We start from the raw sequence: 24557 nt of genomic DNA, 5'->3' as shown, positions 1-24557 counted from the left end.
AACCTTGGAGAGCCCTGTCACCCCACCAGGGCGAATTACGCCGTTCGGCCCCGTTGCTCCCCCTCGGCGGTGACGCCCGGTCAGCGGTTGCCCGAATAGCCGGGTTCACGGGAACCTTCACACACGCTGACCTGGGGGAGGCTCCGTGGTGACGTTCGCGCACCGCACCCGGCCGCGCGGGGTGCGCCCCGCCGTCCTGGTGCTCGTCTGCCTCATCGCCGCGGCCCTGGCCCCCGCGATGGCCCCCGCGACCGCGCACGCGGCCTCGGCGCGCGGCGGCCCGATCTCTCGCGCCGAGGTGATCTGGCGGGCCCAGCAGTGGGTGGACCGCCAGCCGGGGCCCTACGACCAGGGCGGGTACTCCCCCGGGCCCGGCGGTGACTACAACTACCGCCGCGACTGCTCCGGCTACGTCGCGATGGCCTGGCACCTCGACGCGAACCCGTGGACGGGCTCGCTGCCCGGGTTCTCCCGCGAGATCCCGCGCGCCGACCTGCGGCCGGGCGACATCCTGAACTCGTACCACCACCACGTGATCCTCTTCCACCAGTGGCTCGACGACCGGGGCGGCTTCTCCTACTACACCTTCGGCTCCACCCCGGTGCGCCGCCTGCGGGCCAACATCCACGACGCCCGCATCGACGGCAGGCCGAACGCCGAGTACAAGGCGCTGCGCTACACCAAGATCGTGGAGGACACGGCGCTGCGGCCGCACCCGGTGCCGAGCGGGCGGGTCGTGGCGGCGCGCTCGGCCGACGGCAGGCTGGAGGCCTTCGCCGCGGGCGCCGACGGCGTCCACCACAGCTTCCAGACCGCGGTGAACGGGCGCTGGTCGGAGTGGCGGGCCATCGGCGGCCCGCGCGACGCCCGGCTCGGCCTGGTCCCGAACCGGGACGGCCGCCTGGAGCTGTTCGCGCTCTCCGGCTCCACTTTCCAGCACCGCTGGCAGACCGCGGCGAACGGGAACTGGTCGGGCTGGGCCGACTTCGGCACCGGCGGCGGCGACGTGGCGGTCGGGGCCAACGCCGACGGCCGCGTCGAGGTGTTCGCCGCCAACCCGAGCGGGGTCTTCCACCGCTGGCAGACCGCGCCCGGAGTGTGGTCGGCGTGGACCGGCAAGGGCGGGCCGGGGTCGGCGCGGCTGGCGATGGAGTCCGCCGCCGACGGGCGGCTGGAGGTCTTCGCCCTCTCCGGCGCGACGTTCGGCCATCTCTGGCAGACCGCGCCGAACGGCAACTGGTCGGCGTGGAGCACCTTCGGCGGCGGCGGGCACGACCTCACCGCCGGCCACAACACCGACGGCAGGCTGGAGGTGTTCGCCTCCGGCCCGGCCGGGGTGTTCCACCGCTGGCAGACCGGGCCGGGCCGCTGGTCGGAGTGGACTGCCGCCGGTGGGCCCGCCAACGCGGAGCTGACCAGCGCCCGCACCGCCGACGGCAGGGTGGAGGTGTTCGCCATCAACGGCTCGGTCGCCCGCCACACCTGGCAGACCGCGCCGAACGCGCCGTACTCGGCGTGGGCGGACTTCGGCACCGGCGGCACGGAGATCGCGGCGGGGACCAACGCCGACGGGCGCGTCGAGGTGTTCGGCACGAGCGCGGCGGGCGTCTTCCACAAGTGGCAGACCGGGTTCAGCACCTGGTCGGCCTGGGAGTGGCTCGCAGGCACCGCAGGTCCCCCGATCCGCTGAAGGAGCCCCGTTGAGAAGAACCCGGTTCGCCGCGCTGGTCACCGGCCTCGCCGCGGCGGCGGCCCTCGGCGTGGCCGCGCCCGCCTCGGCCGCGCCCCCGCCGGACCCGAACGAGATCTGGCCGCAGGACGTCTCGGCCCAGATCGCCACCGCGCCGTGCGACCGGGCCGGGCCGAGCGCGGAGGACGCGGCGCTGGCCACCCGGCTCAACCCGCTGCTGCGCAACAAGATGCGGGGCTACCTGACGCCCTACCGGATGTCCTGCGCGCGGGTGGTCGTCAAGGCGGTGCGCGACCGCGGCCTGAACCCGAGGGCCGCGGCGATCGCGATGTCCACGATCATCGTCGAGACCGGGATGATGAACTACTCCGAGGCCGTCGACCACGACTCGCTCGGCCTCTTCCAGCAGCGCCCGTCGCAGGGCTGGTGCGCGCCCGCGCAGTGCATCGATCCGGTGTTCGCCACCACCAAGTTCCTCGACGCGATGATGCGCTTCTACCCCAACGGGTCGTGGAACACCGCGCCCATCGGCGACGTCGCCGCCGACGTGCAGCGGCCCGCGGCGCAGTACCGCTACCGCTACGGCGTGGAGGCCGCGGACTCGATCGTCCTCGCCGACGCGCTGTGGGCGGGCGGGGCGCTGCCGCACCCGTACGGCAGCGGTCGCGTCGTCTCGGCCAAGGGCGCCGACGGCAGGCTGGAGACCTTCGCCGCCGCGGCCGACGGCGTCCACCACGCCTTCCAGACCTCGGTGAACGGCCCGTGGTCGGCGTGGCGCTTCCTCGGCGGGCCACGCTCGGCGCAGCTGGCGATCGCGCCGAACCGCGACGGCCGCCTGGAGCTGTTCGCGCTCTCCGGCAGCACCTTCGAGCACCGCTGGCAGACCGCGCCCAACGGCAACTGGTCGGCGTGGGCGAACTTCGGGGCGGGCGGGCACCAGCTGGCCGCGGGAACCAACGTCGACGGGCGGATCGAGGTGTTCGCCTCCAACCCCAACGGCGTCTTCCACCGCTGGCAGACCACCCCGGGCGCGTGGTCGGGCTGGACGGGCGTGGGCGGGCCTGCCACCTCGCGCCTGGCGCTGGAGCGCTCGGCCGACGGCAGGCTGGAGCTGTTCGCCCTGTCGGCCACGACCTTCGGGCACCGCTGGCAGACCAGCCCCAGCTCGTGGTCGGGGTGGAGCACCTTCGGCGACGGCGGCCACGACCTCGCCGCCAGCCACAACACCGACGGGCGCGTCGAGGTGTTCGCCTCCAACCCCAACGGCGTCTTCCACCGCTGGCAGACCACCCCGGGCGCGTGGTCGCCGTGGACCGCGCTCGGCGGGCCCGCCCGCGCCGAGCTGACCGCGGTCCGCTCGGTCGACGGGCGCATCGAGCTGTTCGCCATCAACGGCTCGATCGCGCGTCACAACTGGCAGCGGGGGCAGAACACGCCGTTCGCCGGGTGGACCGACTTCGGCGGCGGCGGCACCGAGATCGGCTCGTCCACCAACGCCGACGGCCGCATCGAGGTCTTCGGGACCAATCCGACGGGCGTCTACCACCGCTGGCAGACTGGTCTGAACGCGTGGAACCCGACCTGGGGCCCGCTCGCGGGCAGCCCGGGACCGCCGATGCCGTGACCGCGTGGCCGGTGTCCACCGCGGTGGACACCGGCCACGCGTTGGCGTGAACCTCGGTTTCCGCACGCGCACGGCTAACAGAAAAGGCCGGTTACCAGATAGTCTGTCGGGCATGACCGCCCCCGTCGCCGACGACCCGGTCCCCGCCGGGGCCCGCGCGGTGCTGCGCGGCGCGGTCGACGCCCTCGCCCAGCGGGTGCACGAGCGCCGCGACCCGTGGCACCGCGACGATGTGGACGAGCTGCTGTCCTGCCTGGATGGCGCCGTCGAGCCCGTGCGCGCGGAGTTGGCCGCGGTCGCCGCCGCCGAGCCCGGCGGAACGGTGGCCCAGGTCCTGGACTGGCTGCGGCGGGTGCGCCTGCTGCTGGCCGAGCACGACATCCCCGGCGCGACCAGCGCGGTGATCGTCGCCAGGACGATCGCCTTCCGCCTGGCCACCGACGCCGACCTCGGCCCGGACACCGAGGACCCGCACCGCTGGCGGTAGCCGGAGTTCCACAGCCGACCACCGGCGCGGCCCCGTGGGACGGCGGGACCGCGCCGGGTCGGGTCACCAGCCGGTGTTGCCGGTGCCGCGCTGGATGGTGTGGCCGCCGGTGTTGACCGAGCCCTGGCTGCCCGCTCCCTTCAGCCCGGACACCGCGACCCGGTCGAAGCGGCCCGTGCCGGTGACCCCGTCGAAGTGCAGGCCGTGGGAGTTGGCGTTGGTCACCTGGCCCGCGCCGTCGTCGAAGGTCTCGGTGGCCCCGCCCGTCCCGGCGACGCGGACGGAGTCGACGGTCACCGGGCTGATCGCCTTCTGCCAGCTGAACAGCAGGCCGTGGTAGTTGCTGTCCTCGATGTCCAGCTCGCGCAGGACGACCGGGGCGGTGATGGGGGCGCGCTCGGCGTAGAGCCACACCGCGGCGGTGTGGGTGTGCCAGTCCCAGTAGACCTGGTAGATCACCGCGGTGCGCCACCACTGGTCGGCCGTGACGATGCGATTCCCCTCGACGGTGCCAGCACAGGCCAAGCGAAGCCTATCGTTGCTGGTCAGAGTAAGTTTAGCGCTACATCTGGGTGGTGTGGGACGCTAGCTCGGCCGTCGCGGGGTGTCAACGGTGTCCACGGTGGGGAACGGGGAGGCAGCGTCGGATGCGGGTTCGGCTCAAGGACATCGCCGAGGCGGCGGGTGTCAGCGTCATGACCGTGTCCAATGTGATCAACGGCAAGACCGCCCGCGTCTCGGCGGAGACCACCGACCGCGTCCGCCGGATCATCGCCGAGCGCGGCTACGTGCCCAGCGCGTCGGCGCGCAGCCTGGCGGCGAAGTCCTCGCGGCTGATCGGCCTGCTCGTGCCCGCGGCGAGCGAGGACAGCCTGGCGATCAGCCCGCACAACATCGCGATCTTCGGCCAGATCGAGCGCGGCCTGCGCAAACGCGGCTACCACCTGCTGCTGCGCGGCGTCGCCGACCCCGCCGAGATCGGCGAGGCGCTGCGCTCGTGGAGCCTGGACGGCGCGGTGCTGCTCGGCTTCCTGGACGAGGAGGTCGCGGCCCTGCGGCCGGGCGTGCTCGGCCGCACGCCGGTGCTGGCCATCGACAGCTACGCGGACAACCCGCTGACCACGGGCGTGCGCTCCGACGACTTCACCGGCGCGCGCCTGGCGGCGGCGCACCTGGTGGGGCTCGGGCACCGCCGGATCGTCTTCGCGGGCCCGGCGTTCACCGATGTCGGCGTCGTGCACGAGCGCTTCCTCGGCTTCCGCGCCACCCTGGAGGAAGCCGGACTGCCGGCGGAGGACTGTCCTGTCGAGAGCGTCAACACCACCCACGGCGACGGGGTCGCCCTCGGTGCGCGCCTGCTGCAGGCGCACCCCGGCTGCACCGCCGTGTTCGCCACCGCCGACATCCTCGCCATCGGGATCATCGAAGGGCTCATCGCGGCCGGGGTGCCCGTGCCGGGCGCGGTCTCCGTCATCGGCTTCGACGACCTCGACATCAGCGCCTACATCACGCCGAGGCTGACCACGATCGCCCAGGACATCCCCGGCAAGGCCGCCAACGCCGTCGACCGGCTGCTGGCCCGCATCGAGGGCGGCGACCGCCCGGCCGACCCGCTCGTGCTGGACGTCCGCCTGGTCGAGCGCGACTCCACCGCGCCGCCGGGCGCGTGAACGCCGCGGGCGGCAGCGGCCAAACACCTCCTGTGATGACCGTGCTCAACGACAAGCCCCCGCACGCGGGGGCCCGGCCGGACCGACCGCCGCCCCGGACGCCCGCCGACTTCCAGGCCCTGTTCGCCGCCCACGCCGACGAACTGCACCGCTACCTGTCCCGGTGGGCGCCCGGCGCGGCCGACGACCTGGTCGCGGACGTGTTCGTGGCCGCCATCCGGGGCCGCGACTCCTACGACCCGGACCGGGCGGGCGTGCGGCCCTGGCTCTACGGGATCGCCACGAACATCGCGCGGACGCATCTGCGTTCACGGCGGCGGGAGCGCGCGGCGGTGGCGCGTGTGCGCGGCGCGGGCACCGAGGGCAGCCACGAGGACCGGGTTGTCGAGCAGGTCGACGCGCAGGTCAGGGCCAGGCAGCTGGCGAAGGCGCTCGACGCGCTCGCCGACGGCGACCGCGACGTCCTGCTGCTGACCGGCTGGGCCGGGATGGACTCCACCGAGGTGGCCCAAGCCCTCGGCATCCCCGTCGGCACGGTCCGCTCCCGCCTGCACCGCGTCCGCCGCCACCTGCGGGCGGTCTGCCCGCTCACCGTCACCGAGGAGAACGACCGTGCCTGAGCTGTGGACCGACCGGGAGCTGGACCAGGCGATCGCCGACCAGCCCGCGGGCCCCGCCCTCTCCCCCGCCGCGCGCGCCAAGGCGGCCGCCGCGATGGAGGCGGCTTTCACCGCCGAACTGACCCCCTCCCCCCGCCGCACCCGGCTGGTGGCCGCCGCGGCCGTGGTCGCCGCCGTCGCGGGCGGGCTGTTCGCGGTCCAGGCGATCGACGGCGACGCCCCCGCCGCCAGCGCCGACGCCTCGCTCGCGCTGGCCGCGTCGAACACCCTGGGCACGCCCGACGCGCCGCTGGCCGAGGGCCAGTACCGCTACCTCGCCCGGCAGGCCTGGGACATGTCCTTCGCCACGACCGCGACGGACAAGCCGCTGGCCGTGCTGATCCACTCCGCGCGCGAGACCTGGGTGCCTGCCGACCGCGCCGAGGAGTGGCTGCGCCGCGACACGACCCACGGCTGGACCTGGATGGTCGGCGACGAGGCTCTGGCCCGCGCCGAGGGCGACAACGGCCTGCTCGGCTCCCTGCGCCGCACCAGCGCCGACCAGCGCGGCGCGTGCGGGGACTTCCCCGACGACAACGGCGAACTCGGCGGCACCCCCGACGACGGCAAGCCCTGCGCCGAACGCCGGGGCAGCTGGGACTCCCCCGCCCCCGCCTTCCTCGACGCCCTCCCGCGCGACCCGGCCGCCCTCTACTCCGACCTCATCGCCGAAGCGGACGGGGTCCCCGCCACCGCCCTGTACCTGGCGACCGGGGTTCTGGCCTCCCCGGACGCCACCCCGCCCCTGCGAGCTGCCGTCTACGAGGCCCTGACCCGCCTCCCCGGCCTGGAGACCACCGACAACGCCGCCAACCTCGACGGCCGCGTCGGCACCGCACTCGGCGTCGCGCACTCGGCACTGCGCTACGAGATCATCATCGACCCCGGCACCGGCCTCCTGATCGGCGACCGCACGGTCCTGCTCGACCCGGACGCCGACCCGTACTACGCGGGCCTGGCCGAGGGCACCCCCATCGGCTTCTCCTCGGTCACCATTGCCGTCGCGCCGGACCAGGGCGCCGTTCCCTAGCCCCGAACGCGCCGATGGCGGGGGCGCCCAGTGGGCGCCCCCGCCATCGGCGGTGTGAGGACTACGCCTTGCCGGTCACGGCGTGGTTGCCGCCGTGCGCCGAGGCGTCGGCGTGACCACCGTCGCCACCCGCACCGGAGTTGCCCCCGGTGGTGTGGCTCCAGTTGCCCGCGTCGCCGGTGTCACCGGTGGAACCGGTGTTCCCGGAGTCGCCGGAAGTGGCCTTGGCGTGCGACTTGTCGCCGCCACGGTTCCACTTGTGACCGTCGGAGGACTTCACCGCGGCGGTGTTGCCACCGGTCGCACCGGAGTCGCCCGAGTCGCCGGAGTTGCCCGACACGGCGTTGTTGGAGCTGGTGGCGTTCCCGGCGTCGCCGGAGGTGCCGCCGTTGCCCGCGACCGCGTCGGCCGAGGTGTCGCCCTCGGCGGTGGCGTCACCGGAAGTGGCGTCACCGGAGGAGCGGCGCGAGGTCGTCGCGTCACCGGAGTGGGCGGTGTTGCCACCGACCGCGTGGGCCCAGGCGTCGCCGCCCTGGCCACCGTTGCCGGAGTGCCCACCCGTGGTGTGGCTCCAGTTCATGGCGTCGCCGGTGTCACCGGTGGAACCGGTGGTGCCGGAGTCGCCCGAACCCGCCCAAGCGTGCGAGGCGTCGTCGCTGTGGTGCCACTTGTCGCCGTGGTGCCACTTGTCGCCGCCCTTGGCGAGGACGAGGGCGGTGTTGCCACCCGTCGAGCCGGAGTCGCCGGAGTTGCCAGAACCGCCGGTCACGGCCTTGTTGGAGCTGGTGGCGTTCCCGGCGTCGCCGGAGGTGCCGCCGTTGCCCGCGACCGCGTCGGCCGAGGTGTCGCCCTCGGCGGTGGCGTCACCGGAAGTGGCGTCGCCGTTGTCGCGGTGCGACCAGTTCTTGCCGTGCCGGTTGTCGCCGTGCTTGTTGTCGCCGTGGCCCTTGGTCACCGCGTCACCGGAGTGCGCGGTGTTGCCACCCGTGGCGTCGGCCTGGGCGTCGCCGCCCTGGCCGCCGTCGCCGGAGTTGCCGCCGGTGGTGTGGCTCCAGTTCATGGCGTCGCCGGTGTCACCGGTGGAACCGGTGTTCCCGGAGTCGCCCGAGGTGGCCTTGGCGTGGCACTCGGCGAGGACGCACAGGTTCACGGCGTTGTTGCCGCCGGTGGAACCGGAGTCGCCCGAGTTGCCGGAGTTGCCCGACACCGCGGTGTTGGAGCTGGTGGCGTCCCCGGCGTCGCCGGAGGTGCCGCCGTTGCCCGCGGTGGCGTCCGCGCTGGTGTCGCCCTCGGCGGTGGCGTCACCGGAGGTGGCGTCACCGGAGCGCGAGCCCGCGGAACCGGACCCGGCGGAGTTGCCGCCGGTGGCGGAAGCGTCGGCGTTGCCGCCGTCGCCGCCCGCACCGGAGTTGCCGCCGGTGGTGTGGCTGGTGTTGGTGGCGTCGCCGGTGTCACCGGTGGAGCCGGTGTCCCCGGAGTCGCCGGAGTCCGCTGAGGCGTTGCAGGTGGCGATGACGCACACGTTCAGCGCGTTGTTGCCGCCTGTGGAACCCGAATCACCCGAGTTCCCCGAGTTGCCGGAGCGGGCGGAGTTGCCGCTGGTGGCGTTGCCGCCGTCACCGGAACCGCCGCCGCTGCCGCCGACGGCGCCTGCGGAGGTGTTGCCGCCGGAAGCGGCGTCACCGGACAGAACTGAACCAACCGAGTGGACCACGTCGCCGAGGCCGAGTGTGTCGGCCGTGTCGGCGGTGGCCATCGCGGTGCCCAGCAGGAAGAACCCGCCGGACATCGCCGCGGTCACGAGACCGCGTCGCACGTATGAGTGCATGATGCCCTTTCCCTTTCCATGTGCTTGTTCGGTGTTGAACTGGCGGTATGGAAAGGAGGATCAACTCGGATGGTCTTGGTCTTCGTAGCCGGACCAGTGGGTCGGGAACCCCTCACGCGGAGGGGACCGGCCCGCTGCCGACAGCACCGCGTGGTCGAACGGGGTGGCGGCCACGGCGTGGTCCGCGTGGTGCGCCCCGCCTGACCCGGCGGATGTGCCGGTGGTGGTCGCGATTCCGGGAACCGGTCCCGCGGGGCCCGGCTGCGGAGTGCCGGACCCGCCCGGCCGGGCGGATTCGATCTCCACAGTGGACTCCAGAGCGGACTCCGAAGGAGCCGCCGACCAGCCGTTCCAGTTGGCGGAGACCGCCTCCGGCGCGCGGAGTTCCGCGCCCGGACGGGCCTCTCCGACGGGATCGGCCTCCGGCCGGGGAGCAGGGGTCTGCTCCGGCTCGGCCGGACCGCCTGCCGCTGGACCGCTGGGCAGTCCCACGCGGCTCAGCACCGGTTCGGCGCCCGCGTCCGCGATCGGCGCGAGCACCGGCTCGGCGGCGCGCACGACCGGGGCCGTGAGCGGCTCCACCAGCGGCGACACCGAGGCGACGAGCGGTTCCACCGCTGAGGCCACCGGTTCCAGCACCGGCTTGACCACGGGCCGGACCGGCTCGACGACACTCACCGCGAGCGGCGCCACGGCCTCGGCCACCGGCTCCACGACAGGAGCGGCAGCCTTGGCCACCGGCTCCACAACGGGAGCGGCGACCGCTGTCACCGGTTTCAGCACTGGCTCGACCACCTGCTCGACCACGGGGGCCGTCAGATCGCCGAGCAGCCCGCGGTCCTCCGCGGACGCCTCCTGCGCGGTCACGACCGCCAGGAAGCCGACTCCGACGACGAACCCCGCGACCACACCCAACCGTCGCAGCAGGACGACCATCCGGTCGTGACCCGCGGTGACGGCTACTGCGTTCACCTCCATGATTTCACCCCCTTCCTTAGTCGGGTGAACTCGTATGGGTGATTCGGTCACGGGGTGTTCGCGGGATTGCCGAAATCTTCAGAAAAACCCACTGTTTGGTACCCGAAGGTAGGGGGTAATGCCTACCGGCCAACGCACTTCTCGTCCTCAAAGGACGCAGCAGGCGCTACCCGGTGAAAGCGGCTCCGACCGGGCTGGTCAGCAGCAGCGGCGCGACCACGCGGGCGCGCCCGGTGCTCAGGTCGACGCGGACGAGCTTGCCGACGGGCAGGCCGAGCACGCGGGTGGACACCGCCGCGATGGCCGTGCCGTCCGGGTGGATGTCGAAGCCGTGGACGGCCGTCACGTCGATGCCGAGCCGCCCGACGGTGAACAGCTGCCCGGAGTTGGGCGAGACGTCGGGGGCGCGCCCCTGGGTGACGAGCGTGTCGCGGTCCGAGTCGATGTTGTAGAGCACGGTGCTGGTCGCGCCGGCGACGCTGTTGGTGTAGCCGGAGCCGCCGACCTTCGGCGTCTTGCCCGCGGCCGGGTCGCCTGCGGCGTAGGCGAGGACGCCGTCGGTGCCTGCGACGGCTCCGGTGTCGGGGTGCAGGCGCAGGTTCTGGCCGCGCTCGGTGACCAGGCGGATGCGGTCGACGGTCGGGTTGAAGTCGAACCCGATGGCCCGGCCGTCGAGGGCGATCTTGGCGCCGATCGCGGTGGCCTTCCCGCTGCGGGTGTCCACGGTGTAGAGCTGCCCGCGGTCGGACATGGCGTAGAGCGCGCCGGTGGCTGGGCGCACGTCGATGCCGATGAGGTCCTCGCCCTTGGCCAGGCCCTTCACCGCCGTGCGGCGGGGCAGCAGCGAGTAGCCCTCGACCAGCGTGTTGTTGCTGTCCAGGACCAGCAGGCGGGAGTCGGAGCGCTGGCCGGTGGCCGCGGCGGTGCCGGGCAGCACCGCCGCGGCGAGGGCGGCGGCCAGCAGCGCGGGGACGATCGTGCGGCGCATCTGGGGTTCCTTTCGGCGATGGTGGTCGGTGCGGTGCTGCATTCGTGCCCGACCCCGCCCGCGTTCACCGGTGTCACCCGGACGGCAGAAATCTTCCGCGCGGGTGAACACCGGCGGCCCCGGCTCCGAATACACCCCGGACACGCACGAGGGGGTGGCATGGGCAGGCGCGGCGGACTTGCCTCCGACGAGGCGCTGCACGCCGCCTACCGCGCGCACGGGCCGGAGCTGTACCGGTTCGCGCTGCGCCAGCTCGGCGACGACGCCTCGGCGCAGGACGTGGTGCAGGAGGTGTTCCTGCGGGCGTGGCGCTCGGCGGAGAAGTTCGACCCGGACATCGCCAGCCTGCGGGTATGGCTGTTCGCCATCGCCCGGCACGTCGTCGTGGACGAGATCCGCAGGCACACCGCCCGCCCGGCGCGGGCGCTGGGCCTGGTGGTCGACGGCGGCCGCTCGACCCCCGCCTTCGACGAGAGCGCGATCGACGCGTGGCTGGTCGAAGAGGCGCTGACCAGGCTCTCCCCCGAGCACCGCACGGCGCTGGTCGAGACCCACCTGCGCGGGCGTCCGCCCGCCGAGGTGGCCGCGGAGTGCGGCATCCCGCCGGGCACACTGCGCAGCAGGCTGTTCTACGGGCTCAAGGCCCTGCGGGTCGTTCTGGAGGAGATGGGGGTGGAGCCGTGACCGACGACGCGCACCGCGGGCTCCGCGAATCCCTCGGCGCCTACGCCCTTGACCTGCTCGGCCCGCACGAGCGCCTCGCCATCGACGCCCACCTCGCAGGCTGCGCCGACTGCCGGACCGTCCTGGCCGAGCTGCGCCCCGCCGCCGACGCCCTGGCCAGCGCCGACCCGGACCGCCTCGGCGACCCGGTCCCGCAGCCCCCGCCCGGCCTGGCCGAGGCGATCCTGGAGCGGGTACGGGCCGAGCGACGGCGGTCGTGGCGGCGCTGGGCGCGACCGGCCGCGGCGGCCGCGGTGGCCGTGGCCGCCGGGTTCGGGGTGGGGTGGTGGGCGCACCCCGCGCCGCCGGATGTCCCGCTGGAGCCGGTGGCCGTGCTCGCCGCCGACCCCGCGGTGCGGGCCAGCGCCGACCTCGTCCCGCACACCTGGGGCGTCGAGGTGAGGCTCAGCGGCTCCGGATTCGCCGCGGGGCGGGTGTACCGGGTGTTCGTGACCGACTCGGCGGGCGCGCGGGTCGCGGCCGGGGAGTTCATCGGCACCGGGCGGTCGCCGATGGTGTGCACCCTCAACAGCTCGGTGCCGCGCGCCGAGGCCGACGGCTTCGAGGTCGTCGACGGCGAGGGCGGCCGGGTGCTGTGGTCGGACTTCTGAAGCGCTAGGCCGAACGGGGAGACGCGCGCGTTGACACCGACGTCTTCCGGTCAACGCGGCGGCGGCCGGGTGCGGGCCAATCGAGGGTCACAGAAGCTGTGAACGTGCACACGATCTTTCCTTGAGCGCTACCTCCAGCACCGCTCACGCGCAGGAAAGAGCGGGTCAAGTGTTGCGAAACGTTTCACTCGATACCGATACTTCTTCGGGAGCGCTCCCAACCGGCCTCGCCGGGAGCGATGTCCGGCGATCGACGCCCTGGGACCGCGGGCGCAATGGGCCACTACCGATCCACCAGGGAAGAGGAGCAACGGTGCTCAAGAAGGAGAGGACCCGCGGGACAGTCGCCGCGGGCGCGGTCGCCGCGGTGACCAGCGGGGTCGTCGTGGCGGGCATCGCCTCGGCGGCGCCCGGCTGCGCCGTGGACTTCGCGGTGCAGAACCAGTGGCAGGGCGGGTTCACCGCCCAGGTCACCATCACCAACCTCGGCGACCCGGTGAGCGGGTGGCGGCTGGGCTGGACGTTCCCCGGCTCCGAGCGCTACACGCAGGGGTGGAACGCGGTGTTCGCCGCGTCCGGGGCGAGCATCACGGCATCCAATGTGGACTACAACGCCGCCATCCCGACGGGCGGCACGGCGACCTTCGGGTTCAACGGCACGATGAGCGGCGGCACGGTCGGCGAGCCGACGTCGTTCGCGCTCAACGGAACGACGTGCGCGGGCGGAACCGCGCCGCCGACCACGACGACCACAACCACGACGACCACCACGACGACCACCACGACCCCGCCGCCAGGGCCTGGGCCGGGTGACCCGACCGGGGCCAAGGAGGTCGAGCGGCTGGACCGCGGCCTGGTCAGCGTGCGCTCGGGCAGCGCGAACCTGGTGAGCTGGCGGCTGCTGGCAGGCGATTCGCCGACGACCGGGTTCAACGTCTACCGGGGTTCGACACGGGTGACCTCGACGCCGGTCACCAACTCCACGAACTACCTCGACAGCGGCGCGTCCGCTGACGCCTCCTACACCGTGCGCGCGGTGGTGAACGGGGCCGAGCAGCCCGCGTCGGGCGCGTCGCTGGCGTTCGGGTCGGGCTACCTGGACGTGCCGATCTCCTCGCCCGGCAGCGGCTACGTGGCCAACGACGCCAGTGTGGGCGACCTCGACGGCGACGGCGACTACGAGTTCGTGCTGAAGTGGGACCCGAGCGACGCCAAGGACAACTCCCAGTCCGGGACCACCGGCAACGTCTACATCGACGCCTACCGCGTCGACGGCACCCGACTGTGGCGCATCGACCTCGGGCGCAACATCCGCGCCGGGGCGCACTACACGCAGTTCCAGGTCTACGACTACGACGGTGACGGTGACGCCGAGGTCGCGATGAAGACCGCCGACGGCACCCGCGACGGCCGCGGCACCGTCATCGGCAGCGCCTCCGCCGACCACCGCAACTCCAGCGGCTACGTGCTGGCCGGTCCCGAGTTCCTGACCATGTTCGACGGCCGCACCGGCGCGGCGGCCTCCACGGTCAGCTACGACCCGCCGCGCGGCACCGTCTCCTCCTGGGGCGACAGCTACGGCAACCGGGTGGACCGCTTCCTCGCCGGGACCGCCTACCTCGACGGCACGCGCCCCAGCCTGATCATGGCCCGCGGCTACTACACGCGCGCCGTCGTCGCCGCCTGGGACTTCCGCAACGGCCTGCTGGTCAAGCGCTGGACCTTCGACTCCAACGCCTCCGGCAACTCCGGCTACGCCGGGCAGGGCAACCACAGCCTGTCCGTCGCCGACGTCGACGCCGACGGCCGCGACGAGATCGTCTACGGCGCGGCCACCATCGACGACAACGGCCGCGGCCTCTGGACCACCGGCCTCGGCCACGGCGACGCCGGGCACGTCGGCGACCTCGACCCGTCGCGTCCGGGCCTGGAGTACTACAAGGTCTCCGAGGACTCCTCGAAGCCCGCGACCTGGTTCGCCGACGCCCGCACCGGGCAGCGGCTGTGGCAGACCGCGCCCGCGGGCGACAACGGGCGCGGCGTCTCCGGGGACATCTGGGCAGGCAGCGCGGGGGCGGAGTCGTGGTCGTCGGCTGACTCGTCGCTGCGCGACACCCGCGGCACGGCTCTCGGCCGCAAGCCCTCCTCGGCGAACTTCCTGATCTGGTGGGACGGCGACACCACCCGCGAACTGCTCGACCAGACCCGCATCGACAAGTACGGCACCGGCGGCGACACCCGCCTGCTCACCGGCTCCGGCGTCGCCTCCAACAACGGCACCAAGGCCACCCCGGTCCTGAGCGCGGACCTCGTCGGCGACTGGCGCGAGGAAGTCGTGTGGCGCACCAGCGACAACCGGGCGCTACGCGTCTACTCCACCCCGCACCAGACCGCCACCCGCATCCCGACCCTGATGCACGACCCCCAGTACCGGGTCGCGATCGCCTGGCAGAACACCGCCTACAACCAGCCGCCGCACCCGAGCTTCCACATCGGCGACGGCATGCGCACCCCGCCGTGGCCGGACGTCCACTACGCGGGCTGATCACCGGATACGCGAGCACGGCGCATCACTGAGCCGCGGTGGGCGGTCCTCGCCGGGACCGCCCACCGCGGCGCGCGCCCGTGCGGGCAGGCGCTGAGCGTGATTGTCCCGCTCCCGCCCGACCGATACCGTGCCGCACCAACCGCGGTTCAACCCGATGCCGCCGTCCGCGCCCGCGCTCCCGCGCCGGGCGGGGAGGTCGGTGGCGCGCGTCCGCGTACGGCCCGGCCTCCATCCCCTTGAGGAGGAGCCGAGAGATGCCCACGGCGGACCAGCAGCCCAGACCCGGCGCGACGAGGGTTCTGGTGGAGCACGTGGCGGAGCGCGCCGCGGTGGTCGCGGTGGTCGGCGGCGAGATCGACGCCTCGAATGCCGCGCGCCTGGCCACGGGGATCGTCGCGGCCGTGGACGTGGCGTTCGCGGAGTCGGCGCGCCACCTCGTGGTGGACATGAGCGCGGTCGGGTTCTGCGGGTCGGCCGGGCTGGGAGCGCTGGTCAACGGGCGGCGCTATGCGGGCGGGCGCGGGTTCGACCTGGTCATCGTCGCCGCCGAGCACAGCCCTGTCCGGCACGTTCTCACCCTGACCGACCTGGCGTCCGCCTTCACCGTGCACGCCTCGCTCGACCAGGCATTGGCGTCCTGACCGGGCCGCGGGTGAGAGGCCCGGGGCCAGTCGCGCGGTATGGCGGGCGCGGTCTCAGTCACCCGGGCCCGTGACGCGTTCGCGCCGCCGGTGCGCGGTGTCGCAGAGCGGATAGGTCCGGCTGCGCCTGCACGTGCAGATCGCGGTGGTGAACCGGTCGGAGCGGACCACGCTGCCGTCCGCGCCGACGACCTCGACCGGCCCGTCGACCAGCAGCGGCCCCTCGTCGGTCAGCCGCACCCTGGTCGGCCCGCTCATCCGGCCAGCTTCCTCGGCTCGGGCAGCGGGGTGCGCAGCGATGTGCGGCCCACGCGCCAGGAGTCCAGCAGGTGTTCGGCCAGCAGGCCCTCCAGGTGCTCGGTGGCGAGCACCCCGAACACCACGTCCGCGGCCAGCTCCGGCTCGTCGGCCAGCAGTCCGCCGATCACGTCGTGGCGCAGGACCTGCTCGTGGACGGCGTCGGCCTCGATGTGCTCGGCGTAGAAGTGCGCGCACGCCTCAGGCGCCGACATCCGCCGCAGCGCCTCGACCATCCGGCGGGCGCTGGGCCCGGTGGTGATCTCCGCGACGGCGAAGTGCCCGACCAGCGCGCCGCGCAGCGACCGGCGCAGGCCGAAGGCGGACATCATGTTGACGATCGCGATCGCCGGGGCGGGCACGGCGTCGAGGTAGCCGAGGTAACCGGTGTCCATCTCGGCCGCGGCCAGCAGGTCGGCGAAGAGCTGGGAGTGCATGCGCTCGGCGCGCCCGCCGCCGTACTCGTCGAACTCCACCGCCACCAGCGCCGCCTTGGCCCGCCCGCGCAGCCGCGGGATCACCCAGGCGTGCGGGTCGGCCTCCTTGAGGTGGTAGACCGAGCGGTGGGCGAAGAACTCGCGCATGTGCCACCAGCTGCCCTTGTCGCGCAGGAAGTGCGAGACGCCCGACCCGGGGACCTGCTCCACCAGGAGCGGATCGATGGCGGCGGCGACGTCGGTGTGGGCGGGCACGGCCTCGCGCAGGGCGTCGAGGAAACGGCGCTCCATCGCCACCCGCAGCGCGAGCAGCTCGCCGTCCCACTCCAGGTCCGGATCGACGCCGGGGAAGCCCTGGTAGTGCAGCTCGTAGCACAGGTGCAGGGCGAGGGTCAGGTCTTCGCCGAAGGGGTCGGCGTCGCCGACCGGCGGGAGCGGGGCCGGCTGTCCGGACAGGACGCCGACGACGGCGGCGGACAGCTCGCCGCGGGCTTGGGGGATGCGCTGGGCCACGGTCCCGGGATACCCGGCAACCGTGGCCCCAAACGCCATCGCGACTGCTCAGCCGACCGGGAACCGTTCCCACACGCGGTGCTTGCCGAGCAGACCGACCACCTCGGACAGCACCGCCGACGGGTCGGCGCCGACGACCACACCGGGTGCCTCCGCCGGGCATCCCGCCGCGTCGAGCGCGGCCTGGCCGCCGCCCCACGCGCCGATGGCCTTGGCGTGGCGGAAGGCCTCCTGGACCATGGTCGCCACCCTCGGGTCGACCGCGGCGTCCCCGATGCCCGGTTCGGCGTCCGGCGCAGGCGGCGGGCACGCGGCCAGCAGCAGCGCGTCGAACTCCACCGAGCGGGCGGTGAGGAAGGTCCGCTGCACCGCCAGGCCCTCCAGCTCGCCCCCGTGCGCGGCGATGAGCAGCGGCACCATGCCCGCGGCCAGCACGGCCGTACGCACCGCGCCGACCCCGTCCATGCCGGTCGGGTCGACCACGATCCCCACCGTCCGCCCGTCCACCGGCCACGAGCCGCCGACCTGCGACAACGCCGGGCTCGGGGTGACCTTCCCCGGCCGCTTGGCGGCCACGGGGGCGGGCAGGCCGAGCCCGACGGCGACCCTGGCGCACAGGTCGGGATCGATCTCGGCCAGCACCTGGAGCTGGCGTTCCTTGATGGCCTGCTCGTAGCACTTGCCCAGCTCGAAGGTGTACGCGCGCACGACGTGCGCCTGCTCGACCGGGCTCAGGCTCAGCCAGAACTGCCTCGGCTGGGAGAAGTGGTCGGCGAAGGACGCCGGGTTGGCCCGCACCTTCGTCGCGCGCGCCACCGGCTGGGCCACCTCGACGTAGCCGCCGTCGGCCTCGGTCGCCGGGAACGGGTTGCCGCCGTCGAGGCTGTTGGGCCGGTAGGGCGCCACCCCGCCGTGCACCGCGTCCTGGTGGAAGCCGTCGCGGAGCATGTCGTTGACCGGGGCGTGCGGGCGGTTGATCGGGATCTGGCCGAAGTTGGGACCGCCGAGCCGGGTCAGCTGGGTGTCCAAATAGGAGAACAGGCGGGCGTGCAGCAGCGGGTCGTCGGTGATGTCGATGCCGGGCACGAGGTGGCCGGGGTGGAAGGCGACCTGCTCGGTCTCGGCGAAGTAGTTGGTGGGGTTGCGGTTGAGGGTGAGCATGCCGATCGGCTGCACGGGAGCCAGCTCCTCGGGCACCATCTTGGTGGAGTCCAGCAGGTCGATGCCCTCGAAAGTCTGCTTCGGGGTGTCGGGCAGCAACTGCACGCCCAACTCCCAGCGCGGGAACGCGCCCGCCTCGATGGCGTCGGCGAGGTCGCGGCGGTGGAAGTCCGGGTCGACGCCGTTGAGCAGCTGCGCCTCCTCCCACACCAGCGAGTGCACCCCGGCCTTGGGCTTCCAGTGGAACTTCGCCAGCACCGTCCCCCCGTCGGCGTTGACCAGCCGGAAGGTGTGGACGCCGAAGCCCTCCATCATCCGGTAGGAGCGCGGCACGCCGCGGTCGGACATCACCCACAGCGCGTGGTGGGTGGCCTCGGTGTGCAGGGAGACGAAGTCCCAGAACGTGTCGTGGGCGCTCTGCGCCTGCGGGATCTCGCGGTCCGGGTGCGGCTTGGCGGCGTGCACGACGTCGGGGAACTTGATGCCGTCCTGGATGAAGAACACCGGGATGTTGTTGCCCACCATGTCGAAGGTGCCCTCGCCGGTGTAGAACTTCACCGCGAAGCCGCGGGTGTCGCGCACGGTGTCGGCCGAGCCGCGCGAGCCGACGACGGTGGAGAACCGCACGAAGACCGGAGTCTCCACGCCCGCCCCGAGGAACCCGGCCTTGCACACCTGCGAGGCGTTGCCGTACCCGGTGAACACCCCGTGGGCCGCCGCGCCGCGCGCGTGCACGGCGCGCTCCGGGATGCGCTCGTGGTCGAAGTGCATGATCTTCTCGCGCAGGTGGTGGTCCTGCAGCAGCGTCGGGCCGCGCTCACCGGCCTTCAGCGAGTGGTCGGTGTCGTGCAGGCGCAGCCCCTGCGCCGTGGTCAGGTACGGGCAGCCCTGCGCGACGGCCTCGGGCGGCGCGCCGGTCGGCGTGCCCGTGGCGGTGACGGTGGCGGGTCCGGCCTGGTCGGCTTTGGGCGGCAGCGGGTCGCGCGGCTCCGTCGGCTCGGCCACCGCCGGCGTCCCGCTGCCGGGCGAGCCAGGGATGGGCGGGTCGACCAGCTCGGCGACCTTCTCCACGGCCTTGTCCAGCGCGGCCTTGACGGCTTTGGCGGGCTTCTTCAGATCCACGAACCGCTCCTCGCGTCGTCATCCGGTCGAGAGGGCATACCCGTTCGCGCCCGAACCATGCCTGACGGTTCCACGGGTCACCCACCAGTGTCCACTCAGGACGAACCAGACCGCGCCCGTCCGGGCCGCCCGCGCGGAGAACGGCGCCTACCGGGGGCGCTCAGGCGACTGGAGCCTGGCGCCGCTTCCCGTCCCGCTCCCCGGCCACCCGCTCCGATGCCACCGCGCGCAGGCTTGCCCGGTAGGCGGAGTTGACGGCGATCAGCTCGTCGAGCGCGTCGCGGGTGCGGACGAGGTCGGCGATGTGGCCGGTGAGCCGGTCGCGCTCACCGGTCATCCGGGCGAAGGCGGCGTCGGCGTTCTGCGCGCTCGGCGAGTCCACGCACGGCAGGACCTCGGCGATCGTGCGGCTGGTCAGCCCGGCGGCCAGCAGGCGCTGGATCAGCACGACCCGGTCGACGGCGCCGGGCACGTAGTGGCGCTGGCCGCCCGCGCTGCGGGTGCTCGTCAGCAGGCCCTGCTGCTCGTAGTAGCGCACGGACCGGACGCTGACGCCCGACCGCGCCGCCAGCTCGCCGATGCGCATGGCTGCTCCCCGGGTGACGTGCGGCACAGAAGGTAGAAGCTGACACGGATGTCAGCTTCTAGCGTAGCGGTGATCCCGACGAACGGAGCACCGACGTGACGTCCCTCTTCGACAGCCACCGGCTCGGCGAGCTGACCTTGCCCAACCGGGTGGTCATGGCGCCCATGACCAGGGCCCGCGCGGGCGAGGACGGCCTGGCGACGGCGTCCATGGCCGCCTACTACGCCCAGCGCGCCACCGCGGGCCTCATCGTGACCGAGGGCGTTCAGCCCAGCCCGATCGGCCAGTCCAGCCCGCGCACTCCGGGCCTGCACACCGGCGAGCAGGTCGAGTCGTGGCGACAGGTCACCCACGCCGTGCACGCCAATGGCGGCCGGATCTTCGCCCAGGTCATGCACGGCGGGCGCGTCTCCCATCCGGACACCATCGGGCAGATCCCGGTGGGCCCGTCGGCCGTCGCGGCGTCCGGCGGCGTCTTCACCCCCGCCGGCCCGCAGCCCGCGCCGGTCCCGCGCGCGCTGACCACGGCCGAGGTGCCCGAGCACGCCGAGGCCTACGCCGAGGCCGCCCGCAATGCCGTTGACGCGGGCTTCGACGGTGTGGAGCTGCACGGCGCGAACGGCTACCTGATCTCGCAGTTCCTCTCCAGCAACGCCAACCTCCGCACCGACCGCTACGGCGGCAGCGTCGCCAACCGCGTCCGCTTCGCCGTCGAGGCCGCGACCGCGACCGTGGCGGCCGTCGGGGCCCACCGCACCGGCATCCGCCTCTCCCCCGGCGCCACCTTCTGGGGTGTCGAGGAGACCGACACCCCCCGGCTCTACGCCGCGCTGCTCGCCGAGCTGGCTCCGCTGGACCTGGCCTACCTGCACCTGGAGGCCACGACCGACGAGCCGACCCTGCGCACCCTGCGCGCGCTGTGGCCGGGCACCCTGATCATGAACCCGGTCCTGCCCTTGGGCGCCAAGCAGACCGGCCACGCCGAAGCCGCCCACTGGCTCGGCCTCGGCGCGGACCTCATCAGCTTCGGCCGGGCCTTCATCGCCAACCCGGACCTCGTCGAGCGCCTGCGCGCCGCGCTGCCGCTGGCCCCGGTGGACGAGTCGACCTACTACCAGGGCGGCGACCACGGCTACCTGACGTACCCGGCGTACCAGCACTCGGCTTAATACAGCGGCGACTGTACTGTTGCGCGTGTGCTGAGGTGTGAGACGCGCGAGAGCGCCCTGGCCCGCCTGGGCAAGGCCCTGGCCGACCCGACCCGCTGCCGCATCCTCGTGGCGCTGCTCGACGGGACGAGCTACCCGGCACAGTTGGCCGAGGCCCTGGGCCTGACCAGGTCGAACGTCTCCAACCACCTGGCCTGCCTGCGCGGCTGCGGGCTGGTCGTGGCCGCCTACGAGGGCAGGCAGGTCCGCTACGCGCTCGCTGACGAGCACCTGGCCAGGGCGCTGCGGGAGCTGGTCCAGGTCGTCCTCGCCGTCGACACCGCCGAACCGTGCCTGAACGAGGCGGACCGGTGAACCCCGATCCAGCGGCGTCCTGCACCGACGGGTGCCGCGGCGGGGAGGGCGACCCCGCGCGGCGCGCGGTGCTCACCCGGCGGGTGCGGCTGCTGGTCGCCGCGACCATCACCTACAACGTGGTCGAGGCCGTCGTCGCGCTCACGGCGGGGACGATCGCGTCCTCGACGGCGCTGATCGGCTTCGGGCTCGACTCCGTCATCGAGGTGGCCTCGGCCGCCGCCGTCGCCTGGCAGTTCTCCGGCGCGGACCCGCGCGCCCGCGAACGCGCCGCGCTGCGGGTCATCGCGCTGTCCTTCTTCGCCCTGGCCGCGTTCGTCACCGTCGAGTCCGTGCGCGCCCTGCTGGGGGCCGAGGAGGCCCAGCACTCGACGGTCGGCATCGTGCTGGCCGCCGTCTCCCTGGTCGTCATGCCGTTCCTGTCCGCGGCCCAGCGCCGCGCCGGCCGCGAACTCGGCTCGGCGAGCGCGGTCGCCGACTCCCACCAGACCCTGCTGTGCACCTACCTCTCGGCGGTCCTGCTGGTCGGGCTCCTGCTCAACTCCGCGTTCGGCTGGCACTGGGCCGACCCGGTCGCCGCGCTGGTCATCGCCGCCGTGGCCGTCCGCGAAGGCCGCACCGCCTGGCGCGGCGAGCACTGCTGCTAGGCGGTGCTGCCAGGGCGGGCTGCGCGCCCTAGCCGATGAACAGCGTGAGCACCCCGTAGGTCGCGGCGGCGAGCAGGGCGCTGGCCGGGATCGTGAGGATCCAGGCGGTGACCATCGTGCGCGCCACGCCCCACCGCACCGCCGAGAGCCGCCGGGTCGCGCCGACGCCCATGATGGCCGAGCTGATGGTGTGGGTCGTGGAGATCGGGGCGTGCAGGCCGATCGCCATCACGTAGAGCACGCTGGAGGCGGTCACGTCGGCCGCGACGCCGCGGGCCGGGTCCAGCTTGATGACCCGCCTGCCCAGGGTGCGCATGATGCGCCAGCCCCCGGCGTAGGTGCCCAGCGCGATGGCGGTCGCCGCGGCGATCTTCACCCACAGCGGGACCCCGGTGCCGGTGTGCAGGCCCGCGGTGACCAGCGCGAGCACGATGACGCCCATCGTCTTCTGCGCGTCCTGCAGCCCGTGCCCGAACGCCAGGGCCGCCGCCGACACCGACTGGCCCCGGCGGAACCCCCGGTTGACCCGGCTCGGCGACGCGCGGCGGAACGCCCACGCGATGCCGACCATGACCGCGTAGGCCAGGCAGAACCCGAGCAGCGGCGAGAGCACCATCGGGATGACGACCTTGCCGAGGATGACCGACCAGTGCACGGTGATCGCCCCGGCGACCCCGGCCCCGATCAGCCCGCCGATGAGGGCGTGCGACGACGAGGACGGCAGCCCGAACCACCAGGTGATGAGGTTCCAGGTGATGGCGCCGACCAGCCCGGCCAGCACCATCGTCATGCCCCGCGAGTCCTCCGGCGGGGTGATGATCCCGCTGCCGATCGTGCTGGCGACCCCCTCGGCGACCAGCGCGCCGAGCAGGTTCATCACGGCGGCGAGCAGCAGCGCGACCCTCGGGGTCAGCGCGCGGGTGGAGATCGAGGTGGCGATGGCGTTCGCGGCGTCGTGGAAGCCGTTGGTGTAGTCGAACGCGAGCGCGATCACGATCACCGCGATGACGAGCGCGAACTCCACCTCAGGATTCCTTGACCGCGATCTGCTCGACGATGTTCGCGACCTTCTCGAACGCGTCGATCGCCGCCTCCAGCTGCTCGACCACGTCGCGCTGGCGCATGACGGCCAGCGCGTCGTAGGTGCCGTCGAACAGGGCGACCAGGCTCCTGCGGTAGATGCCGTCGCCGACGTTCTCCAGCCGGTTGATCTCGATCCAGTACTCGTCCAGGTCCTTGAGCGTGCGCAGCCTGGGCATGGCCGCCGCGGTGAGGTCCGCGGCCTGGCGCAGCACCGCGACCTGCTCGGGCACCCCCGGCGGCAGCTCCCCGATCTTGTGCAGGTGCAGGTAGTCGGCCGCGGCGTCCATGTCGTCCATGACGTCGTCCAGCCCGCTGGCGAGCCGGTAGATGTCCTCGCGGTCGAACGGGGTGACGAACGTGGAGTTCAGCCGCCGGATGACCTCGTGGGTCACCTCGTCGCAGCGGTGCTCGATCTCCTTCATCCGCACGGCCAGCTCCTCGGTGTCCCCGCCCTCCTCGACCAGGGTGCCGAGCAGCCGCGCGCCCTCGACCAGGTGCCCGGCCGACTTGGCGAACAGCTCGTAGAAGACGCCTTCCGTCGGAAGGACGGTGAACCGCATCGAGCACCCCCGAGTGAGAAGCGGACCGGTCGTCCGCGCCCGCGGGAGTGTATGGCCCCGTGCCGCGCGCGCCCGCCCGCCGGTCGCCTCGCAGGTCAATCGTCTGTTTCGTCCCTTTGGGCGAGAGCAGCGGGGCAGGACCGCGGGCCTCGTCGACCGGACGCTTCCCGGCCGCCTTTCCGGGGTACGACCTACCCAGCGATCCGAGGAGACGACGATGGACACCCACGAGTACGAGGCACCCGCGGACATCCCCGCGGACGAGGTCTACCAGCACGCCGCCGACCCGGCGAACCTGCCGACGGCCATCACCGGCGGCGAGGTGGGCTGGTGCGACGCCGACCCGTCGGCGAGAACGGTCAGCTGGGGCGCCGAAGGCGAGACCGAGGCCCGCGGTCAGCTCACCGTGCACGAGGAGAGCATCGACCGCTGCCGGATCGTCGTGCGCTCGCGGCACGCCGACGGCAACGTCGCCGAGGGCGTCGCCGAGCTGGCGCACGCGGCCTCCGCACGCACGGACTCGCGCCGCGCCGATCAGCAGCAGGGCTGGACGGGCTAGGTCCGGCTGGGCGGCCGTCTTCTCCGGCGGGCCGGTACGCGGGCCGGCGCACTTCAAACGCCCCGCAGGGTTCGGCGGGCGGCAACTCCAGGTCAACCGGAAGGTCCGGTGTGGACCATCACTGGCCTACCCCGGGATCGCCGGTGACGGGTGCGCGACATTGTGCACAGAGAACTCTGTCAACCAGTCTCTTCCGCTCGCGGAGAAGACGTGGGAATGCGATATCCGTGCGGTTGGCCGGAAACGGCTTCGGCGCTCCCCTGCCGAAGTGGCTGGGGAGCGCCGTGGCCGTGGAGTTACATCTTGGGCATCAGGACGGTGTCGATCAGGTACACGGTGGCGTTGGCGGTCTTCACGCCGCCGCAGATCACGTTGGCGTCGTTGACCTTCAGGCTGTCACCGGAACCGGTGACCTCGACCGTGCCGGTCTCGACCGTGGTCTGCTCGCCGGCGATGGCGTCGGGGGCCTTCTGGCCGGGCACCACGTGGTAGGTCAGGATCTTCGACAGCAGCGCGTCGTCGGTCTTGAGCTTCTCGATGGTCGCGGCGTCGATCTTCTTGAAGGCGTCGTCGACCGGCGCGAACACGGTGA

Annotated in this window: 25 protein-coding genes; 14 read left to right on the top strand and 11 right to left on the bottom strand. The window is 73.3% G+C overall.

Annotation, left to right across the window (positions count from 1 at the left end):
* Positions 1-145: 145 nt before the first annotated feature.
* The 3 genes from ACFPM7_RS28830 (at position 146) to ACFPM7_RS28820 (ending at position 3801) form a co-directional block, all read left to right on the top strand.
* Entirely contained in the window at positions 146-1690 is a 1545-nt protein-coding gene (locus ACFPM7_RS28830; RefSeq protein ID WP_378250983.1) for a PLL family lectin, read from the top strand.
* 10 nt (positions 1691-1700) lie between these two features.
* The gene (locus ACFPM7_RS28825) at positions 1701-3314 is read left to right on the top strand and encodes a PLL family lectin (RefSeq protein WP_378250982.1); all 1614 of its coding nucleotides are present in this window, start codon (positions 1701-1703) and stop codon (positions 3312-3314) included.
* A gap of 112 nt (positions 3315-3426) precedes the next feature.
* Positions 3427-3801 carry a hypothetical protein gene (locus tag ACFPM7_RS28820; protein ID WP_378250981.1) on the top strand — a complete coding sequence of 125 codons (375 nt, stop codon included), beginning with the start codon at positions 3427-3429 and terminating at the stop codon, positions 3799-3801.
* A gap of 63 nt (positions 3802-3864) precedes the next feature.
* Here the strand turns inward: ACFPM7_RS28820 and ACFPM7_RS28815 are convergent, their stop codons facing one another.
* Positions 3865-4326, bottom strand: coding sequence for a hypothetical protein (locus ACFPM7_RS28815; protein WP_378250980.1), 462 nt, complete (start codon positions 4324-4326; stop codon positions 3865-3867).
* A gap of 122 nt (positions 4327-4448) precedes the next feature.
* Here ACFPM7_RS28815 and ACFPM7_RS28810 point away from each other — a divergent pair, with 122 nt between their 5' ends.
* From ACFPM7_RS28810 to ACFPM7_RS28800, 3 genes are read left to right on the top strand one after another with little or no spacing between them, the layout of a single operon-like run.
* A complete protein-coding gene (locus ACFPM7_RS28810) occupies positions 4449-5471 on the top strand; it encodes a LacI family DNA-binding transcriptional regulator (RefSeq protein ID WP_378250979.1) in 1023 nt (340 codons plus the stop codon).
* A gap of 35 nt (positions 5472-5506) precedes the next feature.
* Entirely contained in the window at positions 5507-6091 is a 585-nt protein-coding gene (locus ACFPM7_RS28805) for an RNA polymerase sigma factor (protein ID WP_378250978.1), read from the top strand.
* Complete coding sequence (locus ACFPM7_RS28800; RefSeq protein ID WP_378250977.1) at positions 6084-7160, top strand: CU044_5270 family protein; 1077 nt, start codon at positions 6084-6086, stop codon at positions 7158-7160. The genes ACFPM7_RS28805 and ACFPM7_RS28800 overlap by 8 nt, the downstream gene beginning before the upstream one ends.
* A gap of 61 nt (positions 7161-7221) precedes the next feature.
* Here ACFPM7_RS28800 and ACFPM7_RS28795 read toward each other — a convergent pair whose 3' ends face one another.
* From ACFPM7_RS28795 to ACFPM7_RS28785, 3 genes are all read right to left on the bottom strand, one after another.
* Positions 7222-8976 (bottom strand): hypothetical protein, encoded by a 1755-nt coding sequence (locus ACFPM7_RS28795; RefSeq protein ID WP_378250976.1) that lies wholly within the window; start codon positions 8974-8976, stop codon positions 7222-7224.
* Between the two features lie 72 nt (positions 8977-9048).
* Positions 9049-9960, bottom strand: a complete 912-nt coding sequence (locus ACFPM7_RS28790; protein ID WP_378250975.1) for a hypothetical protein — start codon at positions 9958-9960, stop codon at positions 9049-9051.
* Positions 9961-10132: 172 nt separating this feature from the next.
* Positions 10133-10954, bottom strand: coding sequence for a DUF4394 domain-containing protein (locus tag ACFPM7_RS28785; protein WP_378250974.1), 822 nt, complete (start codon positions 10952-10954; stop codon positions 10133-10135).
* A 159-nt stretch (positions 10955-11113) separates the two neighbouring features.
* Here ACFPM7_RS28785 and ACFPM7_RS28780 point away from each other — a divergent pair, with 159 nt between their 5' ends.
* The 4 genes from ACFPM7_RS28780 (at position 11114) to ACFPM7_RS28765 (ending at position 15477) form a co-directional block, all read left to right on the top strand.
* Positions 11114-11638, top strand: a complete 525-nt coding sequence (locus ACFPM7_RS28780; RefSeq protein WP_378250973.1) for a sigma-70 family RNA polymerase sigma factor — start codon at positions 11114-11116, stop codon at positions 11636-11638.
* Positions 11635-12288 carry an anti-sigma factor family protein gene (locus ACFPM7_RS28775; protein WP_378250971.1) on the top strand — a complete coding sequence of 218 codons (654 nt, stop codon included), beginning with the start codon at positions 11635-11637 and terminating at the stop codon, positions 12286-12288. Before ACFPM7_RS28780 ends, ACFPM7_RS28775 begins: the two co-directional genes overlap by 4 nt.
* A gap of 313 nt (positions 12289-12601) precedes the next feature.
* Positions 12602-14833, top strand: coding sequence for a rhamnogalacturonan lyase family protein (locus ACFPM7_RS28770; protein WP_378250970.1), 2232 nt, complete (start codon positions 12602-12604; stop codon positions 14831-14833).
* 257 nt (positions 14834-15090) lie between these two features.
* On the top strand, positions 15091-15477 hold the full coding sequence (locus tag ACFPM7_RS28765) for an STAS domain-containing protein (RefSeq protein WP_378250969.1): 387 nt from the start codon (positions 15091-15093) through the stop codon (positions 15475-15477).
* A 54-nt stretch (positions 15478-15531) separates the two neighbouring features.
* Here the strand turns inward: ACFPM7_RS28765 and ACFPM7_RS28760 are convergent, their stop codons facing one another.
* The 4 genes from ACFPM7_RS28760 to ACFPM7_RS28745 all read right to left on the bottom strand — a co-directional run bounded on the left by ACFPM7_RS28760 (position 15532) and on the right by ACFPM7_RS28745 (position 19593).
* Positions 15532-15735, bottom strand: a complete 204-nt coding sequence (locus tag ACFPM7_RS28760) for a CDGSH iron-sulfur domain-containing protein (RefSeq protein ID WP_378250968.1) — start codon at positions 15733-15735, stop codon at positions 15532-15534.
* Positions 15732-16763, bottom strand: coding sequence for an iron-containing redox enzyme family protein (locus tag ACFPM7_RS28755; RefSeq protein WP_378250967.1), 1032 nt, complete (start codon positions 16761-16763; stop codon positions 15732-15734). Before ACFPM7_RS28755 ends, ACFPM7_RS28760 begins: the two co-directional genes overlap by 4 nt.
* A gap of 9 nt (positions 16764-16772) precedes the next feature.
* Positions 16773-19007 carry a catalase gene (locus ACFPM7_RS28750; RefSeq protein ID WP_378250966.1) on the bottom strand — a complete coding sequence of 745 codons (2235 nt, stop codon included), beginning with the start codon at positions 19005-19007 and terminating at the stop codon, positions 16773-16775.
* Positions 19008-19167: 160 nt separating this feature from the next.
* Entirely contained in the window at positions 19168-19593 is a 426-nt protein-coding gene (locus ACFPM7_RS28745; RefSeq protein WP_378250965.1) for a MerR family transcriptional regulator, read from the bottom strand.
* Positions 19594-19688: 95 nt separating this feature from the next.
* On the opposite strand from ACFPM7_RS28745, the gene ACFPM7_RS28740 reads away from it, so the two are divergent.
* The 3 genes from ACFPM7_RS28740 to ACFPM7_RS28730 are packed head-to-tail and all read left to right on the top strand — an operon-like array spanning position 19689 to position 21763.
* The gene (locus ACFPM7_RS28740) at positions 19689-20762 is read left to right on the top strand and encodes an alkene reductase (protein ID WP_378250964.1); all 1074 of its coding nucleotides are present in this window, start codon (positions 19689-19691) and stop codon (positions 20760-20762) included.
* Between the two features lie 27 nt (positions 20763-20789).
* On the top strand, positions 20790-21116 hold the full coding sequence (gene cmtR, locus ACFPM7_RS28735) for a Cd(II)/Pb(II)-sensing metalloregulatory transcriptional regulator CmtR (protein ID WP_378250963.1): 327 nt from the start codon (positions 20790-20792) through the stop codon (positions 21114-21116).
* Positions 21113-21763, top strand: a complete 651-nt coding sequence (locus tag ACFPM7_RS28730) for a cation efflux transmembrane domain-containing protein (RefSeq protein WP_378250962.1) — start codon at positions 21113-21115, stop codon at positions 21761-21763. Before cmtR ends, ACFPM7_RS28730 begins: the two co-directional genes overlap by 4 nt.
* 28 nt (positions 21764-21791) lie before the next feature.
* Here the strand turns inward: ACFPM7_RS28730 and ACFPM7_RS28725 are convergent, their stop codons facing one another.
* Entirely contained in the window at positions 21792-22787 is a 996-nt protein-coding gene (locus ACFPM7_RS28725; protein ID WP_378250961.1) for an inorganic phosphate transporter, read from the bottom strand.
* Position 22788: 1 nt separating this feature from the next.
* Positions 22789-23406, bottom strand: a complete 618-nt coding sequence (locus ACFPM7_RS28720) for a DUF47 domain-containing protein (RefSeq protein ID WP_378250960.1) — start codon at positions 23404-23406, stop codon at positions 22789-22791.
* Positions 23407-23623: 217 nt separating this feature from the next.
* On the opposite strand from ACFPM7_RS28720, the gene ACFPM7_RS28715 reads away from it, so the two are divergent.
* Positions 23624-23965 (top strand): hypothetical protein, encoded by a 342-nt coding sequence (locus tag ACFPM7_RS28715; RefSeq protein WP_378250959.1) that lies wholly within the window; start codon positions 23624-23626, stop codon positions 23963-23965.
* Between the two features lie 296 nt (positions 23966-24261).
* Here the strand turns inward: ACFPM7_RS28715 and ACFPM7_RS28710 are convergent.
* Positions 24262-24557, bottom strand: a 296-nt coding sequence (locus ACFPM7_RS28710; protein ID WP_378250958.1) for a fasciclin domain-containing protein, incomplete at its 5' end; no start/stop codon positions are given.

Source organism: Actinokineospora guangxiensis (genome assembly GCF_042657845.1).
In the GTDB taxonomy this organism is placed as follows: domain Bacteria; phylum Actinomycetota; class Actinomycetes; order Mycobacteriales; family Pseudonocardiaceae; genus Actinokineospora; species Actinokineospora guangxiensis.
This window is presented reverse-complemented; position numbering and strand designations above follow the sequence as displayed.

Bases quoted from the DNA above. Each gene is read 5' to 3' on its own strand.
- ACFPM7_RS28810 (WP_378250979.1), top strand. From the start codon at position 4,449: ATGCGGGTTCGGCTCAAGGACATCGCCGAGGCGGCGGGTGTCAGCGTC.
- ACFPM7_RS28805 (WP_378250978.1), top strand. From the start codon at position 5,507: ATGACCGTGCTCAACGACAAGCCCCCGCACGCGGGGGCCCGGCCGGAC.
- ACFPM7_RS28785 (WP_378250974.1), bottom strand. From the start codon at position 10,954: ATGCGCCGCACGATCGTCCCCGCGCTGCTGGCCGCCGCCCTCGCCGCG.
- ACFPM7_RS28820 (WP_378250981.1), top strand. From the start codon at position 3,427: ATGACCGCCCCCGTCGCCGACGACCCGGTCCCCGCCGGGGCCCGCGCG.
- ACFPM7_RS28760 (WP_378250968.1), bottom strand. From the start codon at position 15,735: ATGAGCGGGCCGACCAGGGTGCGGCTGACCGACGAGGGGCCGCTGCTG.
- ACFPM7_RS28720 (WP_378250960.1), bottom strand. From the start codon at position 23,406: ATGCGGTTCACCGTCCTTCCGACGGAAGGCGTCTTCTACGAGCTGTTC.
- ACFPM7_RS28755 (WP_378250967.1), bottom strand. From the start codon at position 16,763: ATGGCGTTTGGGGCCACGGTTGCCGGGTATCCCGGGACCGTGGCCCAG.
- ACFPM7_RS28765 (WP_378250969.1), top strand. From the start codon at position 15,091: ATGCCCACGGCGGACCAGCAGCCCAGACCCGGCGCGACGAGGGTTCTG.
- ACFPM7_RS28745 (WP_378250965.1), bottom strand. From the start codon at position 19,593: ATGCGCATCGGCGAGCTGGCGGCGCGGTCGGGCGTCAGCGTCCGGTCC.
- ACFPM7_RS28780 (WP_378250973.1), top strand. From the start codon at position 11,114: ATGGGCAGGCGCGGCGGACTTGCCTCCGACGAGGCGCTGCACGCCGCC.
- ACFPM7_RS28715 (WP_378250959.1), top strand. From the start codon at position 23,624: ATGGACACCCACGAGTACGAGGCACCCGCGGACATCCCCGCGGACGAG.